This window comes from Paenimyroides baculatum (assembly GCF_008629655.1).
Taxonomy (GTDB): Bacteria; Bacteroidota; Bacteroidia; order Flavobacteriales; family Flavobacteriaceae; genus Flavobacterium; species Flavobacterium baculatum.
Map to the genome: position 1 here is coordinate 155,966 of NZ_VWSG01000006.1, position 15,716 is coordinate 171,681.

At 33.8% G+C, this 15,716-nt stretch carries 21 protein-coding genes; 9 read left to right on the plus strand and 12 right to left on the minus strand.

Annotation, left to right across the window (positions count from 1 at the left end):
- Positions 1-4 precede the first annotated feature (4 nt).
- From F0460_RS09635 to F0460_RS09645, 3 genes are read right to left on the minus strand one after another with little or no spacing between them, the layout of a single operon-like run.
- On the minus strand, positions 5-505 hold the full coding sequence (locus F0460_RS09635; protein WP_150012640.1) for a GNAT family N-acetyltransferase: 501 nt from the start codon (positions 503-505) through the stop codon (positions 5-7).
- Positions 506-511: 6 nt separating this feature from the next.
- Complete coding sequence (locus tag F0460_RS09640) at positions 512-2,353, minus strand: BamA/TamA family outer membrane protein (protein WP_150012642.1); 1,842 nt, start codon at positions 2,351-2,353, stop codon at positions 512-514.
- 53 nt (positions 2,354-2,406) lie between these two features.
- Positions 2,407-2,853: a DUF4268 domain-containing protein gene (locus F0460_RS09645; RefSeq protein ID WP_150012644.1), complete on the minus strand. Its 447-nt coding sequence runs from the start codon at positions 2,851-2,853 to the stop codon at positions 2,407-2,409.
- 30 nt (positions 2,854-2,883) lie between these two features.
- Between F0460_RS09645 and F0460_RS09650 the strand changes: the two genes are divergently transcribed.
- The 3 genes from F0460_RS09650 (at position 2,884) to F0460_RS09660 (ending at position 5,067) form a co-directional block, all read left to right on the plus strand.
- Positions 2,884-3,522 carry an NUDIX hydrolase gene (locus F0460_RS09650; protein ID WP_150012646.1) on the plus strand — a complete coding sequence of 213 codons (639 nt, stop codon included), beginning with the start codon at positions 2,884-2,886 and terminating at the stop codon, positions 3,520-3,522.
- Between the two features lie 10 nt (positions 3,523-3,532).
- Positions 3,533-4,171, plus strand: coding sequence for an alpha/beta hydrolase (locus tag F0460_RS09655; protein WP_150012648.1), 639 nt, complete (start codon positions 3,533-3,535; stop codon positions 4,169-4,171).
- Positions 4,172-4,251: 80 nt separating this feature from the next.
- Positions 4,252-5,067, plus strand: a complete 816-nt coding sequence (locus F0460_RS09660) for a lysophospholipid acyltransferase family protein (protein ID WP_150012650.1) — start codon at positions 4,252-4,254, stop codon at positions 5,065-5,067.
- Positions 5,068-5,134: 67 nt separating this feature from the next.
- On the opposite strand, the gene F0460_RS09665 is transcribed toward F0460_RS09660, so the two are convergent.
- From F0460_RS09665 to F0460_RS09695, 7 genes are all read right to left on the minus strand, one after another.
- Positions 5,135-5,578: a hypothetical protein gene (locus F0460_RS09665; protein WP_150012652.1), complete on the minus strand. Its 444-nt coding sequence runs from the start codon at positions 5,576-5,578 to the stop codon at positions 5,135-5,137.
- 141 nt (positions 5,579-5,719) lie between these two features.
- Positions 5,720-6,469, minus strand: a complete 750-nt coding sequence (gene tpiA, locus F0460_RS09670; protein ID WP_150012654.1) for a triose-phosphate isomerase — start codon at positions 6,467-6,469, stop codon at positions 5,720-5,722.
- Position 6,470: 1 nt separating this feature from the next.
- A complete protein-coding gene (locus tag F0460_RS09675; protein WP_150012656.1) occupies positions 6,471-7,052 on the minus strand; it encodes a TlpA family protein disulfide reductase in 582 nt (193 codons plus the stop codon).
- Between the two features lie 9 nt (positions 7,053-7,061).
- Entirely contained in the window at positions 7,062-7,607 is a 546-nt protein-coding gene (locus tag F0460_RS09680) for a GNAT family N-acetyltransferase (protein ID WP_150012658.1), read from the minus strand.
- 122 nt (positions 7,608-7,729) lie between these two features.
- The gene (locus F0460_RS09685; RefSeq protein WP_150012660.1) at positions 7,730-8,806 is read right to left on the minus strand and encodes an ABC transporter permease; all 1,077 of its coding nucleotides are present in this window, start codon (positions 8,804-8,806) and stop codon (positions 7,730-7,732) included.
- Complete coding sequence (locus tag F0460_RS09690) at positions 8,806-9,897, minus strand: DoxX family protein (protein WP_150012662.1); 1,092 nt, start codon at positions 9,895-9,897, stop codon at positions 8,806-8,808. Before F0460_RS09690 ends, F0460_RS09685 begins: the two co-directional genes overlap by 1 nt.
- A 33-nt stretch (positions 9,898-9,930) precedes the next feature.
- Positions 9,931-10,473 carry a DUF1599 domain-containing protein gene (locus tag F0460_RS09695; protein WP_150012664.1) on the minus strand — a complete coding sequence of 181 codons (543 nt, stop codon included), beginning with the start codon at positions 10,471-10,473 and terminating at the stop codon, positions 9,931-9,933.
- 86 nt (positions 10,474-10,559) lie between these two features.
- Between F0460_RS09695 and folP the strand changes: the two genes are divergently transcribed.
- The 3 genes from folP (at position 10,560) to F0460_RS09710 (ending at position 12,611) form a co-directional block, all read left to right on the plus strand.
- Positions 10,560-11,387 carry a dihydropteroate synthase gene (folP, locus tag F0460_RS09700; protein WP_150012666.1) on the plus strand — a complete coding sequence of 276 codons (828 nt, stop codon included), beginning with the start codon at positions 10,560-10,562 and terminating at the stop codon, positions 11,385-11,387.
- A gap of 240 nt (positions 11,388-11,627) precedes the next feature.
- Positions 11,628-12,215, plus strand: a complete 588-nt coding sequence (locus F0460_RS09705; protein ID WP_150012667.1) for a hypothetical protein — start codon at positions 11,628-11,630, stop codon at positions 12,213-12,215.
- 9 nt (positions 12,216-12,224) lie between these two features.
- The gene (locus F0460_RS09710) at positions 12,225-12,611 is read left to right on the plus strand and encodes a hypothetical protein (RefSeq protein ID WP_150012669.1); all 387 of its coding nucleotides are present in this window, start codon (positions 12,225-12,227) and stop codon (positions 12,609-12,611) included.
- Here F0460_RS09710 and rlmH read toward each other — a convergent pair.
- Both rlmH and F0460_RS09720 read right to left on the minus strand, forming a co-directional pair.
- The gene (rlmH, locus tag F0460_RS09715; RefSeq protein ID WP_150012671.1) at positions 12,577-13,050 is read right to left on the minus strand and encodes a 23S rRNA (pseudouridine(1915)-N(3))-methyltransferase RlmH; all 474 of its coding nucleotides are present in this window, start codon (positions 13,048-13,050) and stop codon (positions 12,577-12,579) included. The two genes, F0460_RS09710 and rlmH, sit on opposite strands and share 35 nt — an antisense overlap.
- A gap of 30 nt (positions 13,051-13,080) precedes the next feature.
- Positions 13,081-13,422 carry a tRNA-binding protein gene (locus tag F0460_RS09720; protein WP_150012673.1) on the minus strand — a complete coding sequence of 114 codons (342 nt, stop codon included), beginning with the start codon at positions 13,420-13,422 and terminating at the stop codon, positions 13,081-13,083.
- Positions 13,423-13,493: 71 nt separating this feature from the next.
- On the opposite strand from F0460_RS09720, the gene nadC reads away from it, so the two are divergent.
- From nadC to F0460_RS09735, 3 genes are all read left to right on the plus strand, one after another.
- Positions 13,494-14,354: a carboxylating nicotinate-nucleotide diphosphorylase gene (gene nadC / locus F0460_RS09725; RefSeq protein WP_150012675.1), complete on the plus strand. Its 861-nt coding sequence runs from the start codon at positions 13,494-13,496 to the stop codon at positions 14,352-14,354.
- A gap of 63 nt (positions 14,355-14,417) precedes the next feature.
- Positions 14,418-15,284, plus strand: a complete 867-nt coding sequence (locus F0460_RS09730) for a YihY/virulence factor BrkB family protein (protein WP_150012677.1) — start codon at positions 14,418-14,420, stop codon at positions 15,282-15,284.
- A complete protein-coding gene (locus tag F0460_RS09735; protein WP_150012679.1) occupies positions 15,281-15,706 on the plus strand; it encodes a DUF2147 domain-containing protein in 426 nt (141 codons plus the stop codon). The genes F0460_RS09730 and F0460_RS09735 overlap by 4 nt, the downstream gene beginning before the upstream one ends.
- Positions 15,707-15,716 lie beyond the last annotated feature (10 nt).

The following is a 15,716-nucleotide window of genomic DNA, read 5'->3' on the forward strand; positions in this document are numbered from 1 at the left end:
GCTTTTATTTTTCTATTTTATAAATTAAAGCTTCTTTATTTTCAAACACACAGTCAGTTTCATAAATCAAACCAATTTTTTCCAATACTTTGATTGATGCTGTATTTTCTTTCATTGCACGTCCAATTATTCGTTTTAATTTCAAAGCTTCAAAGCCATATTTTAAACAGGCGGCTGCACTTTCGTTAGCGTAACCTTTGTTCCATTCTTCTTCAAAAAAGCGAAAGCCAATGTCGGTTTCATTTTCTAGTTCCCCATATTTCAAACCGCACCAGCCTATAAATTCGTTAGATTCTTTATTAATCACAGCCCATCGTCCGTAACCGTTTGCCTTATAATCTTTATAGTTTTCTAAAAACGATTTTGCTTCTTCAATACTTTTAAAGGCAGCATTTCCGGTATATTTAATTACTTTCGGATTTAAGTTCAGTTGATAAAACTTTTCAGCATCATCTAAAATAAATTCTCTTAAAAGTAATCGGTCGGTTTCAATAATAAATTTCATACTACATTAATTATAAGGCACCAATTCCGGCTTGCCATAATCGAACTGTTGCAGGTTAAAATTAGTGTTTCGCAGGTTGTTGGTTTTAAAAATATTGTGTCCGTTACCCGGAATATTCGGATAAAAAGCCAAGGAGAACTGGAAATTATTAAAAACCAGATAATCGTTACTAATTACCACACCCAAACCAATTTTACTGTACATATCTTTTGTTACAAACGTATTGTCATTATCGCCCATAAAACCTATCGAAGTACTAAAAAACGGACTAAATCTAAAGCCTAACCATTCATACGGAGCGTACGACTGCAGCTGTAAATTCAATAAAACTTTTTTAGTTCCGCGCAATTCGTAACTGTCAAATCCATCAATACCGTAAGCTCCGTTCAAGGTAATTTTATCCATAGCATAATCCCATCTGTTTAAACCAATAACAATTTCCGGATTGAAAAAGTGCCTGAAACCCCAACGCCCCCAATGATACAATTTAGAAAAATACAATCCTTCTACTCTAAAAACACCTTCTTCAAAACGTTTTTCGTTAATATAACTTCCCCACTGAACTTCTCCACCAAAATAACCACGCCTAGTGTATTTTCCCAAAGCAAACTGCGCACCTATGTACGGACGATTGATATTGTTTTTCTGCTGAATTCCGCCTGTAATCATAAACGTTTTTCCTACCGCAATATCTTCAATCATATCATAATAAAAAATGTAACGGTCTTGCACATAGTTGATCGATGCCAAACCAACCGTTGCCATATACAATTTTTGGTTGGTAAAGTAATTATGCGGATCGTACTCACCAACAGGATGTTCTGTATAATTTTTTGAGTAATAGCGCAGCGATGTGATTAAATTAGTTTGTACCTTATGTAGGTTATTATAACGGTAATACAAAGGGGTTGAATGCCCAAGCCACAAATCGATATCATTCGATTTAAAACTTTGAAGTTTGCGTATGCCTTCTAAATTAGGAACCGAATCTCGAGTTGAGCTTTGATACCATGTAGTACCGCCTGCCCAACGCGTCATTGGTGTTAGAAACCTTCGGTTTGCATATACCTGTTTAATGTAATTTTCGGCTAAATCTAAATTGTAATAAACACCGGCATCAATAAACGTCTGTCCGATATTATTTACCTGATATTGCGTTCTGTAGGCGTGTCGACCTTCTTTAAAACGCGTACGGTATTGGTTGTTGAAATAATGACCCAATCCACCAAAATTACGCGTAGTTAAACTTAATCGAGCACTCGATGTTGATAATGATCCGGTGGGATACCAGCTCCATGCATCTAAAACCTTTATGTGGATATCTACAGAATCGGAATTTTCTGAAATTGTTTCAGGCTTTACCGAAACTCTACGAATATAACGCTGTGTACGCAATAAACGTTCAGATTCTTTTAATTTGATGGAATCTAAAGGTTGGTTGCGTTTAAAAAGCAATAAACTGCGAACAGTAAATTGCTTGGTTTTTAAATGGAGTCTGTTTCCAATTTTCTCGATCTGTTTTTTAGGAACACGGGTAGAATCCTGAATAGAAAAACCAAAAGGATCGTATGTATCAATAATTATATTACGAATAACCTTACCTTGAAATTTTTCAAAATCGTAGTCAATATCGGCTTGCTTTACCGCCTGTACATTGGTATTTACGTTTGTTGCCTTTTTACGAACAAGCAGTTTGTGTAGTTGCCTTGTAAACTTTCCCTTTTTAGAAAGTTCTTCCAGTTTTTGCATTTGTTGCTGTGTTGTTACAATGCTGTCTTTCGTTTGCGAAAAAGCACTGCAACAACATAAAAATGCAAGTAATACTAAAAACTGATAATATCTTTTCAAGGCTGTGTTTTAAAAACATTAAAGTACTAAAAGTTTTTATATGTGTAGATTTGTTAGGTGTTAATTTCTAAATCTTTAATATAATCTTCGTATTCGTAGAAAAACAGTTCAAAATTAGTCATTTTCTCTGCGAAAAAATCATAAATTTCCTGCCATGTGTTTTTATTGTTCACACTTACGCTTTTATCGATATCAACCCAAATTCTACTGATTAATTTTCCGTTTGGCAGGTAATAATTACGTTCAAAAACTGCATCGGGTAAAAATTCTTCCAACAAAATAGCCTTTAACGATTCTATCTTTTCAAAATAAATTTTGCGTTTTTCATCGTCTTTCGGTTCAATTTCCAAAGCAACCTGTGCCGTTTTGTTATCCACAAAAAACTTAAAAGTAACATCTTTTATCTTGGTATTATGCAACAGCCATTTGCGTGGATAAGTATCAGCAAACCCAGTCCAGAAATCTTTTTTTATTTGTAGCGCTTCTTGTTTACTAAACATTGAGTATATTTAAAAATATTTTTGTGAGCTATGCAATTTGAACAGTTTTTAGATAAAATAAGTGTTGTGGCAAAACAACCGTTATTTGCCTTGGATGCCCATTTGAAAATGGCACCGTTAGAGCGTGTTCAATACCTTCAAAATTACGATTATTCTGCAAAGAATCCTAAAGCATCGGCAGTTTTAAGTTTGTTCTACCCTAAAAACGGTTTGGCGCATCTGCTTTTAATTGTTCGATCGTCTTATCCGGGTGTACATTCATCTCAAATTGCTTTTCCGGGCGGTAAGAAAGAATTAGAAGATTTAGATTTGCAGGAAACCGCTTTGCGCGAAGCAAATGAAGAGGTAGGAGTTAGTTCAACGGAAATTGAAATTGTAAAGCAATGGAGCGATTTGTATATTCCGCCGAGTAATTTTATGGTTTCTGCTTTCATGGGAATATCACAACAGACGCAAAATTTTGTGTTGCAACCTGATGAAGTGAGTGGTATTATTGAACTTCCTGTAACCGATCTGCTAAACGATTCGTTGGTACAAAACGTTCGTATGAACACATCGTATGGAAGCGACATTTCTGTTCCGGCTTTTGTAATTAACGATCATATTGTCTGGGGTGCAACTGCTATGATTTTAAGTGAAATTAAAGAAACTTTTAGAGCCGTTTTTTAATTTTTGGCTGATGAGGAAAATCTATATTTTTAGTGGATTAGGAGTTGATAAAAGAGTATTTGACAACATTGATTTTTCAGATTTAAACATTGCTTTTGTTGATTGGATCGATCCTATAAAAAACGAAACCTTTGAAAGTTATGCAAAACGAATTTCAAAAGATTTTGAAAAAGATGCCATTTTAATAGGATTGTCTTTTGGCGGAATGTTAGCTGTTGAGGTTTCTAAAATCATTCCTGTTAAAAAGGTCATTTTAATTGCATCTGCTAAAAATAAAAGTGAATTACCTAAATGGTTTCTACTTGCAGGAAAGTTAAAATTAAATCGAATAGTTCCTTCTTCATTATTAAAAACAACAAATTTTATTACCAATTGGCTTTTTGGAGCAACCACTTCAACAGAAAAGTTGTTATTGAAAAACATTATAAAAGATACTGATCCCAGATTTTTAAAATGGGCGGTCGATCAAATTGTTAATTGGAAAAACCTATCTGTACCTCAAAACTGCATTCGTATTCATGGCACAAACGATCGTATTCTTCCTGCAAAATACCTAAAAGTTGATTACAAAATTAAAAACGGCGGACATTTTATGACGGTTAATAAAGCAAAAGAGATTGAAGTTATTATTAAAAAGCTTTGTTGTTAATGATTTATTCATTTTCAGGTTTGTTAAAAACCAAAAATCTATAATGTTTAAGATGTATCTTTGTTATTTCAAAAGAAAATATGAGCTTGTTTAAAAAAGATCCGTTCGGACATATAATATTTATCAAAAAGTGGTTAATCAGAATCTTTGGTGTTCTTACGCATAAGCGCTACCGTGGCTTTAACCAGTTGGTAATTGATGGATCTGAAGTCATAAAAAATCTTCCTGAAAACAACGTACTTTTTATATCGAACCATCAAACGTATTTTGCCGATGTAGTGGCAATGTTTCATGTTTTCAATGCCAGTTTAAAGGGTAGAGTTGATAATATTAAGAATGTACTTTATCTATGGAATCCAAAGATGAATCTCTATTACGTTAGTGCGAAGGAAACAATGGAATCGGGTATTTTACCAAGGATTATGGGTTATACCGGAGCAATAACCGTTGAAAGAACGTGGCGTGCAAAAGGGAAAGATGTTGAAGAAAAAAAAGCTGTTAACCCGAACGATACCGAAAATATTAAAAAAGCGTTACAAGATGGTTGGGTAATTACGTTTCCGCAGGGAACCACCAAATCATTTAAACCGGTGCGTAAGGGAACGGCACATATTATTAAGGAGCATAAACCAATTGTGGTACCTATCGTTATTGATGGATTTCGACGTTCGTTTGATAAAAAAGGATTGTGGCTTAAAAAGAAAGGTATTCTACAAACTTTTACTATTAAAGAACCTTTACAGATTGATTATGAAAACGAAACCATTGAACAGATTGTTGAAAAAATCGAATATGCTATTGAACAGCATCCGTCGTTTTTAAAAGTGATTCCTACCGAAGTTATTGAAAGCGATAAAAAACTGAATAAAGACCGTCGTTTTCCGTTTGAATATTAATTGACTCAAGTTTTCTACAATTAACTTTTATGAAACACCGTCACTTCGAGCGAAGTCGAGAAGTTAATTAAAAAGCATTCAGCGGAATATTAAATCCTAACGAAAAACTGAAGCCATCAATTGGTTTTAAATCTTGCTTAGTTTTAATATCAAAACCGTATCCAAAACCAAACTCAACAATACTTGCTATAGATAATCCTACTTTAGGCGTGGCAGTGTACGGCGTTAATTCGCCTTCTACAAACGGAACAATTAAATTGTTAAACGTAGGGTAAAATGTAAAACTTCCTTCAGGAATTACCAAAAACTGATCTCTAAAATAAGCTAAATTAGCATTGGCTTCCAGTTTAATTCCTACTGCATTTCCTGCCAACGGCTGTAAATAATAACCACCTACTTTTAGCATGTTTCCTGCTTGTGACTGATAAGCCACCGACGGACCCACTAAAAAATCTTGGGCATTTGCTAACAAAGGAAATGCTAAAGTAATGATGAATAAGAATTTTTTCATTTGTAGATTTTTAAGTTTTAATAGCCATTTTGTTTGGAATTAAGACCTCACAGGTTTTTAAAACCTGTGAGGTCTGTCTTTATTAGAAGCTTCTCGTTCATAGAAACCAAGCTTCTCATCACCCAACGAGAAGCTTGATTTCTATATCGCATTAATAATCGCAGTGAAATCTGCAGTATTTAAAGCGGCACCGCCAATTAAACCACCGTCAACATCGGGTTGCGAAAAAATGGTTTTTGCATTGTCTGGCTTTACGCTGCCACCGTATAAAATGGTCACGTTATCTGCCAAACTGCCGTAATGATGAGCAATTTGCTCGCGAATAAACTGATGCATTTCTTGTGCTTCTTCCGGAGTTGCAGTTTCGCCTGTACCAATTGCCCAAACAGGTTCGTAAGCAATTATTATGTTTTCCCAAGCTTCTTTTGGTAAATGAAACAAAGAATCTTTTAACTGATAAAACACCACGTTTTGAAACTGTTTGCTTTTACGGTCTTTTAATTCTTCGCCTACACAAAAAATCACGCGCATTTTATGGCGTAAAGCGGTATCAACTTTATTTGCCAATGAAGACGGAGTTTCCTTAAAATACTGTCTGCGTTCTGAATGCCCCAAAATAACGGTTTCAACACCTACGCTTTTTAGCATATCGGCAGAAATTTCGCCTGTAAAAGCACCACCTTCAGCCTGATGCATATTTTGTGCAGCTACCGTAATATTGGTGTCTTCTAAAATTTGCGTTGCCAGCATTAAGTTGGTAAAAGCCGGTGCAACCATAACCTCGACTTCTTTACCGGTTGGCATATTGTTTACTAAATCATTTAAAAAAGCTACAGTTTCCTGTGCGTTTTTATGCATTTTCCAGTTGCCTGCAATAACTTTATGTCTCATATTAAGGTTGTAATTTATCTAATGTTTTAATTAAAAGGGTGTCGTTTGCTACAATGGCTTTTTTAAGTGCGATGTTTCCTTGGGCATCGACTAAAATATAACGCGGAATCCAATCTAATTGAATAGACTGACCAAATTCGTCTTTCATTTTTTCGTTCAGATAGTAGTGATCGCCTTTTAAATCGTAATTTTTAATAGCTTCTGTCCATTTGTCTTTTGTTTTATCTAACGATAGAAAAACGTAAGACGCCTTTGGATATTTCTGCTGAAGGTTCTTTAATTCGGGAAATCCTTTGATACAATCGGGACACCATGATGCCCAAACATCAATAACGATTGGAGATCCTTTATGCTTCTCTAAAATGTTTTTGAACGAAATTTTGTTTCCTGAAACATCGTCAAACTCCTTATTTAAAGTAACCGAACTGAATTTTTTATCGTTAATTGAAATGGTATCTTTTTTAATTGCCAACGTATCTTTAAGATCTTCTATTTCGTGTGCAATTTTCTCGTCAACTTTTTTAGTATCACAACTTATCGCGATAAATCCCAAAGCTAAAAGGGTTATAAAAATCTTTTTCATATTTAATAATTATTTTCGTTCATCTGTTGATAAAATTGCATAGCCATAATTATCTGACCAGCCAGATTTTAAAGGTAATAATTTTCTAGTATGCGCTTCTCTTAACATTCCAACTTTTTCTAAAACAGTTATTGAGCCAATGTTTTCAATTGCACAACCGGCTTCTATTCTGTGGAGGTTAAGATTTTCAAACCCAAAATCTATTATTTTTTTTAAACTTTCAGTCGCATAACCTTTATTCCAAAAATTGAAATGATATTGAAACCAAACTTCTGCGTTCCTATAATGTTCTTTTCCTAAATTTAGTCCAATTAATCCGATAAATTTATTTTCTTCAATCAATTCAACTACAAAAGTATATCGTTTGATATTTTCTTGGCTATTATCAGAAATCCATTTTTCAACAGAAACAGATGTTTCGTATATATTCTGTGGAATTCCTGCAGTATTAAACTTGGCTGTTTCTTCTAAACACTGTAAATTATAAACGTTTTCAATATCTAATTCAGAAATAAGTCTAATATTTAATCTTTCGGTTTTTAAATTAATTTCCATTTTTTAAATATTGTCTTGGATAAAAGTTGAGCAGTTCAATGTATCGAGGAGTTTTTTAATTATAAGTTCTCGACAAGCTAGAACTGACGAAGATCGATTAATATAAACTTTCGATAATTACACTATTTTAATTTAATTCTTGGATCTAAATAAGCGTAGATTAAATCTACTAAAATGGTAATTAATACAAAGGTGGTGGCTACAACGATAACCGATCCCATGATTACCGGAAGGTCTAAATTATTCAGCGCATCAACTATTTCTTTACCTAAACCGTTCCAGCCGAAAATATATTCAACAAAAACCGCACCAGCCAACATAGATGCAAACCAACCCGAAATTGCTGTTACAACCGGATTCATAGCATTTTTCAACGCATGTTTGGTTATGATTTTATAGGTCGATAATCCTTTGGCTCTTGCGGTACGAATGTATTCCTGATTCATTACTTCTAACAGCGAATTTCGCATTAACTGTATTACAACACCCAATGGTCGAATTCCTAAAACCACTGCGGGAAGTATGGCGTTTTTCAATGCTAAATGCGTTCCTTCTCCAAAATCATCAACTTCGTACAAACTGCCGGTCATGTTTAAACCCGTGTAATTGTGCAACACGTAGCCAAAAATCCAAGCGAATAAAATTGCACTGAAAAACGATGGTACACTCATACCTAACGTACTGATTAACGCAATCAATCGATCGAAAAAACTGTTGGCATTCAAAGCCGATAAAACGCCCAACACTACACCAATAAGCAATGCAATTACAATGGAAAGCACGGCTAAAACTACGGTACTTGGCAGGGTGTGTAAAATAATATCGGTTACTTTTTTGCCGTTTTTCTGGAAACTTTCGCGCAGATAAGGCGTTTTTAAAACGACATCGTACTTTTTTGTGCTGAATAAAACGCTTCCACCATATTTTTCTTCAGTATAAAACGTATAATGATCGTTTTGATTTTTGTGAAACGATACCGGCGATAAATCGTTCAAATAATATAAATATTGTGTTGAAACGGGTTGGTCAAAACCATACTTCTTTTTAATTAATGCCAATTGTTCCGAGTTTTCGTTTTGATCTAACATCATTCTGGCAGGATCGCCCGGCAAAATGTTGAACAATATAAACACAACGGTTACTACGCCAAAAAGCGTAAAAAACGAATAGCCTAATTTATTTAGAAAGTAGGTAACCACTATTTTTTAATTTCGGAATAATTCTTTTTCAAGATGGTTTTTAGTTCTGATCCAACGAATTTTTTCTCGTTAATACCGTCCCATTCTTTGATTTTGTTACCATTCCAAAAATAAATGATTCCAGGTGTATCTTTACCGCTACCCAACAATTTCCAAAACGGAATTACCTCAATAATCTTGTAAGGATATATTGCACCAGCAAACGAAAAGAAATCAGGAATTTTCTCTGGTTCTTCGTTCATAAAAACAATTTGGATTTTCGGGAAATTTTTATCTTTCGCTTTCATTTCCGTCAGTTCTTTTGCAACATCTCTACAATGCTCACAACCAGGTACAAACAATGCCAATATTTTTTTACCTTGATCGATATTCGAAAAATACTGTGCATAACCCGATTTTACTTGTGCAGGTTCATCAACAACCGGTTTAGCTATTTCAGTCGGAACTTCTTCTGTAACCGTTGTTTCAGCTGGAGTTATAGCTACCGGTTCAGTTGGTTGTGTTTCAATCGTTTCTGTTTTTTCTAAAGGCGTTTCAATTTCTTCTGTAGCAACTTCTGCTACTTTTGGCTGAATTGGCGCGATCATAAATAATGCTAAAATTGATGCAAAAGTTATGGTTGATAAAACCCAGAAATTGTTCCCTTCTTTTACCGTTTTAGATGTAACGTATAAGTAAATGATCAATAAGATAATGGCAACAACGTTTTTAATAATCGCTTCGATAGGTGTCATTGGCAACAAACTTCCAAAACATCCGCAGTTACCAGAATTACCACCGGTTTGTATGGTATCAATCGTTAAATGAACTGTGAAAACCACCAACATTAATATGGTAGACGGAACTACAATTCTTCGCAAGAAATTATTCTGTAACAGTAAAATTCCTAATGCCAATTCAATGCCAATCAAAATTCGAGAGAAAAATACGGCAAAATCTTCCGAAAATCCAAGTGGATACAATTGCTTAACTTCAAATGTTGAAATAGCAAAATACGGACTCGGGTATAATTTGGCAACGGCAGAAATCAAGAATAAAAACGAAATAATTATTCTAATTGTCCACGGTAAATATTTTTTAAAGTTTTCCATTTTTATTTTTCAAAATAAGGTTTAAAATATATATTATTGGGCAAAATCCATTAAAATTAAAGCAAAAACCGCGTAATTAATCATGTCTTGATAATTAGCATCCAATCCTTCTGAAACAATGGTTTTTCCGTTATTGTCTTCAATTTGTTTAACGCGCAACAATTTTTGCAGAATAATATCGGTGTGCGATGAAATACGCATATCGCGCCAAGCCTCGCCGTAATCGTGGTTTTTATTCAGCATTAATTCCTTGGTAATCGCCAAATGTTTATCGTACAAATCAATTGCTTCTTGGTTTGTTAGATCGGCTTCTTTAGAAACCCCTTTTTCCAACTGAATCAACGCCATAATGCTGTAATTGATGATTCCAATGAATTCTGAAGTTTCATCTTCATCAATCTTTCTTACATCATTTTCCTGTAAAGATCTAATTCTACACGCTTTAATGTAAATTTGATCGGTTAACGACGGTAGTCTTAAAATGCGCCACGCACACCCGTAATCTTGTAATTTTTTAATGTATAATTGTCGGCAAATGGCAATTATTTTATCATATTGTTCCGCTGTAGAAAGCATATTCAAGTATCTTTGTGTAAATTTTATCAAAAATAACAATCTGTTTTCACAATAAAAATTAAAAGCAGGTAATTATTCCAATAATAATGAAATCAATCAACTGTAAAGGCAAATTAATCACGTTTGAAGTTCCAAAAGTAATGGGGATTTTAAATGTTACACCCAATTCTTTTTTCGATGGCGGATTGCATAATTCGTTAGAAAAAATCGAACAACAAACCGAAAGAATGTTGTTAGAAGGTGCTGATATTATTGATATTGGTGCGTATTCAACTCAACCAAATGCACCTTTTGTTTCAGAAAAAGAAGAGTTGGAACGAATTACCCCTGTGGTGAAACATTTGGTTGATAAATTTCCCGATATTATTTTATCAGTTGATACTTTTAGGTCTGAAGTTGCAAAACAGACATTGGATTTGGGTGCAGCGATGATAAACGATGTTTCGGCAGGAAATTTAGACGATAAAATGATGCAGGTTGTAGGTAGTTTTAAAGCGCCGTACATTATGATGCACATGAAGGGAACGCCGAAAAACATGCAGCAGTTTACCAATTATGATGATGTTATGCAGGAAATGATTTATTATTTTTCTGATAAAATAGCACAGGCACAAAAGCACGGAATTGTTGATGTGATTGTGGATCCCGGTTTTGGATTTTCGAAAACATTGGATCAGAATTACGAAGTTTTAAATAAGCTGGATTTACTGCGGCATTTAAATGTTCCGGTATTATCGGCACTTTCAAGAAAATCGATGATTTATAAATTTTTCAAAACCACGCCGCAAGAGGCATTAAACGGAACAACGGTTTTAAATACCATTTCATTAACAAAAGGAGCTAATTTGTTGCGTGTACACGATGTGAAAGAAGCGGTAGAATGTGTAAAACTATATAAGAAAACAGATAATTAATTTGCCACAGATTCACAGATAAAAAACACTTATGTATGAAGATTTTCTAACTGAATGTCCAATTTAAATAACCACAGATTTAGGGATTTACATTGATTTATAATCCTAAAAATCTTTTAATCTGTGGTAAAAAAAAATTAAAAGAGTGTTGATGCATTTTAAGTATATATTTGGCTTTTGAAATCTATAAGAATATAAATCTGTGCATCTGTGGTAAAAAGATAAAATCTATCAATGATTATGAAAACTAAACTATTTACCTTGATTTTTGGTACGATTTTATTCGCATCTTGTCAACAAAAAGAAATGAAAATCAGTCGATCTGATTTTTCTGTTGTAACTGAAATGACTGATTTTAGTCCGGCATATATTATTAAGAATGCAGAAAGTAAAGTCGAAATCAAAAAAAACAGCTTGATAGGAAATACGCATTGGGTACTTTCTGTTGATAGGGATTTAACGATGAATGAAGTTGCTCCGTTTTTACATGAACTGACCGAAAAAAAGCATAAAGTTGGCGGTATGCACGAAGATACCAAAGATATTTACATGGTTTACAGCGATACCCTTCACAAGCAAAATGCGTATGTAAAAATTCCGTTTAAAAGCTTTGCTTTAGGCGAGCAACCCGTTTATGAATTAGCTGAAGGAGTTCAAAGTTTGTTTTTAAAATCGGTTGCCGATGCAAAAAATCCTTTAGATAAAACACAGACTTATTTGGTAAGAATCGATGAAAAAATAAGGGTTGAAACCTTTGTGAATATTCTAATAGAATTAGAAAAACAAAAGGTTTCAGAAAGCCTGAATAGCGAAGTTTATGTGAATTAATAGTGATTGATGATGAATAAAAAATGGATATTTAATATTTCGATTTTACTAAATGTACTTTTTATAGTTGTATTTGTTTTTAATTATTTTAATTCGCCAACGTATGAGCTAGGAAGATTAAAGAAAGATTTAAAAATAAGTTATTTCAGTAGCGATAGTACATTTTTTTACCTGCCAAAAGGACTGACTGTAAGAAATGTATCTCAAAGAGGGATAGCTGCGATTAGTCAATTTGAGAATGAGAGATTTGCAATTGTTATTACAAGTGATAATGATTTGGTAGATTATGATGTTTCTAAAGATAGTTTAAGCCCTGTTGGTAATTTTTATTCTGCGGATAATTATAAATATGAACAAAAATCTATTGATGATGATACGGTTCATTCTTTAAAATAGTAAAACCACGGTAAATCTGTTCAATAACAAACAAACGGACCATTTGGTGCGAAAACGTCATAGCTGAAAGCGATATTTTACCGTTTGCTTTTTTGTAAACATCGTCTGAAAAACCATAAGGTCCGCCAATTACAAATACCAAAGTTTTAATACCAGCATTCATTTTCTTTTGAAGTTCATCGGCAAAACCAACGCTCGAAAAACTTTTTCCGTTTTCATCCAATAAAATCAAATGATCGGTTGCGGTAAGTTTACTTAAAATCAATTCGCCTTCTTTTTGCTTTTGTTGCGCTTCCGAAAGGTTTTTAACATTTTTAATATCGGCAATAACCTCTAAATCAAACTTAATATAAAAGCCCAAACGCTTGGTATATTCGTCAATTAACGCTTGCAGATTTTTATTGTCGGTTTTACCAATTGCCAAAAGTTTGATGTTCATAGAAATTTGTTTTTGCAAAAATAGTTTAGTTTAGCCAATTGCCAAACCATTTTCTACAGCTTTTCCCGGAGCAAGCAAAGTAACTTCCTTATCACTACCAACAACGCCCAAAACCAGACATTCGCTCATAAAATCGGCAATTTGCTTTGGTGGAAAATTAACCACAGCAACAATTTGTTTACCAATTAAATCATCAATACCATACAAAACGGTAATTTGCGCCGATGTTTTTCTAATGCCTATTTCTGATCCAAAATCAATCCACAATTTATAAGCAGGATTTTTAGCTTTTTCAAACGGTTGTGCATCAATGATGGTTCCTACACGAATATCGATCTTTTCAAAATCGTTCCAAGAAATTTCTGTTTTCATTATTGTTTTATCTGTAACTATATTCCAAAAATACCAAAATTTCGTACTTTAGCCATTAAAGATTGAAAAAAATGATATCAAAAGAACAGTTTAATAAAGAATTAGAATTAATTATACAAAATGCCATTCGTGAAGACGTAGGCGATGGCGATCATAGTTCGTTAGCCTGTATTCCTGCAGATGCTATGGGAAAAGCAAAATTATTAGTGAAAGACGAGGGAATTTTAGCCGGAGTTGATTTTGCTAAAATGGTTTTTAATTATGTGGATCCAAAAATGCAGGTCGAAGTTTTTATAAACGACGGAACTCCTGTGAAATACGGTGATATTGCTTTTTATGTTACAGGTAAATCACAATCGATCTTAAAAGCAGAACGCGTGGTTTTAAATTCCATGCAGCGAATGAGTGCTATTGCAACGAAAACCAAGTTTTTTGTAAATTTAGTGGAAGGAACGAAAGCAAAAGTGTTGGATACCCGCAAAACTACGCCGGGAATTCGCGCTATTGAAAAATGGGCAGTAAAGATTGGCGGAGGCGAAAATCATCGCTTTGCTTTATACGATATGATTATGCTGAAAGACAATCATATTGATTTTGCAGGCGGAATTACACAGGCAATCACACAAACAAAGCAGTATTTAAAAGACAATAACAAAGACTTAAAGATTATTGTTGAAGCCAGAAATTTAACCGAAATTGAAGAAATTCTTACAAATGATGGTGTTTATCAAATTTTAATCGATAACTTTAATTATGATGATACCAAAACAGCCGTTGCAATGATAAACGGTAAGTGTTTTGCAGAATCATCGGGAAATATCAACGAAAAAACCATTCGTAATTATGCAGAATGTGGTGTCGATTTTATATCAAGCGGCGCACTAACACACTCTGTTTACAATATGGATTTAAGTTTAAAAGCCGTTTTATAATTGGGGAAATCATCAGTTAAAATAACAAAACTGCCGGTCATTGGCAAACTCATTAAGCTTTCTATGCGGACAAAGCTGCCCGGTTTAGAAGGCTTAACTTTATATGAATTGTTGCGAATTTATTTTGCAGGAATCGTAGAAGGCGCCTTGAATTACAAAGCCGGATCCATTGCCTTTACTTTTTTTATGGCACTTTTTCCGTTTGCGTTATTTTTGCTGAACCTTATTCCTTATATACCTATCGATAATTTTCAGCAGAGTTTTTTGTTGTTTGTAGAAGAAAATGTTCCACCGAATACCTACGATGCTATTGAATTAATTTTGGTCGATATTATGAGTAATTCGTACAAAAGCTTGATATCAACAGGGGTAATTATGTCGGTTATTTTCATGGCTAATGGTGTAAACGCCATCATTAACGGTTTTCAGTCATCTTCGCATTTATCAATTTCTCGAAATTTTTTCAGACAATATTTAATAGCAATCGTTTTATCGGTGTTGTTAAGTTTAATGCTGGTTCTTTCTGTAGCCGTGTATTTATCAGTAGAAGTATTGATGCATTTTTCGGAATATCCGTATTTGGCTGATATCGGTCGAAATATTTTTGTGGTTTTAATGATCTTGCTCACCGTATCCATTCTTTACAAATTTGGATCAAGAGAAACCAAACATTTGTCTTTTATATCCTACGGATCGGTTTTTACAACCATCTTAATGTCTTTAACTTCGGTAGCTTTCGGGTTCTATGTATCAAAATTTGCAAAATATAATGAGTTGTACGGATCAATTGGTACACTTTTGGTTATAATGATTTATATTTGGATTAACTGTATGATTTTATTGTTGGGTTTTGAATTAAATGCAGCGATTTATACAGCTAAACGAAGAAATTTGTATATTAGTAACAGTAAAACAAAAAATAACGTATGAAAAATGTAATTGCAACTTTTGTATTAACAGCTTTTGCGGCTTTAAGCATGCAGGCGCAAACAGTAACAGGTAAGTGGAAAACGATTGATGATGAAACGGGTAAACCAAAATCAATTGTAGAAATTTCAGAAAAAAACGGAAAAATTTATGGTAAAGTGGTTGAGATTTTAACTGATAAAAAAGATGCCAAATGTGATAAATGTCCGGGTGCCGATAAAGGTAAACCAGTTAAAGGCTTAACAATTATCAAAGGACTTTCTAAAGATGGTAAGGAATATTCTGGTGGAACAATTACCGATCCTTCATCAGGAAAAGAATATAAATGTGCCTTAAAATTGAACGGATCCGATAAATTAGACGTTCGTGGCTACGTTGGTATCCAAGCTTTAGGACGCACACAAACGTGGGTTCGCGTTAAGTAATTTCACAATA

Coding starts and splice junctions, on each gene's coding strand:
- F0460_RS09635 (WP_150012640.1), bottom strand. CDS start 505: ATGAAATTTATTATTGAAACCGACCGATTACTTTTAAGAGAATTTATT.
- F0460_RS09645 (WP_150012644.1), bottom strand. CDS start 2,853: ATGTTTAGTAAACAAGAAGCGCTACAAATAAAAAAAGATTTCTGGACT.
- F0460_RS09650 (WP_150012646.1), top strand. CDS start 2,884: ATGCAATTTGAACAGTTTTTAGATAAAATAAGTGTTGTGGCAAAACAA.
- F0460_RS09655 (WP_150012648.1), top strand. CDS start 3,533: ATGAGGAAAATCTATATTTTTAGTGGATTAGGAGTTGATAAAAGAGTA.
- F0460_RS09660 (WP_150012650.1), top strand. CDS start 4,252: ATGAGCTTGTTTAAAAAAGATCCGTTCGGACATATAATATTTATCAAA.
- F0460_RS09665 (WP_150012652.1), bottom strand. CDS start 5,578: ATGAAAAAATTCTTATTCATCATTACTTTAGCATTTCCTTTGTTAGCA.
- tpiA (WP_150012654.1), bottom strand. CDS start 6,469: ATGAGACATAAAGTTATTGCAGGCAACTGGAAAATGCATAAAAACGCA.
- F0460_RS09675 (WP_150012656.1), bottom strand. CDS start 7,052: ATGAAAAAGATTTTTATAACCCTTTTAGCTTTGGGATTTATCGCGATA.
- F0460_RS09680 (WP_150012658.1), bottom strand. CDS start 7,607: ATGGAAATTAATTTAAAAACCGAAAGATTAAATATTAGACTTATTTCT.
- F0460_RS09690 (WP_150012662.1), bottom strand. CDS start 9,897: ATGGAAAACTTTAAAAAATATTTACCGTGGACAATTAGAATAATTATT.
- F0460_RS09695 (WP_150012664.1), bottom strand. CDS start 10,473: ATGCTTTCTACAGCGGAACAATATGATAAAATAATTGCCATTTGCCGA.
- folP (WP_150012666.1), top strand. CDS start 10,560: ATGAAATCAATCAACTGTAAAGGCAAATTAATCACGTTTGAAGTTCCA.
- F0460_RS09705 (WP_150012667.1), top strand. CDS start 11,628: ATGAAAACTAAACTATTTACCTTGATTTTTGGTACGATTTTATTCGCA.
- F0460_RS09710 (WP_150012669.1), top strand. CDS start 12,225: ATGATGAATAAAAAATGGATATTTAATATTTCGATTTTACTAAATGTA.
- rlmH (WP_150012671.1), bottom strand. CDS start 13,050: ATGAACATCAAACTTTTGGCAATTGGTAAAACCGACAATAAAAATCTG.
- F0460_RS09720 (WP_150012673.1), bottom strand. CDS start 13,422: ATGAAAACAGAAATTTCTTGGAACGATTTTGAAAAGATCGATATTCGT.
- nadC (WP_150012675.1), top strand. CDS start 13,494: ATGATATCAAAAGAACAGTTTAATAAAGAATTAGAATTAATTATACAA.
- F0460_RS09730 (WP_150012677.1), top strand. CDS start 14,418: ATGCGGACAAAGCTGCCCGGTTTAGAAGGCTTAACTTTATATGAATTG.
- F0460_RS09735 (WP_150012679.1), top strand. CDS start 15,281: ATGAAAAATGTAATTGCAACTTTTGTATTAACAGCTTTTGCGGCTTTA.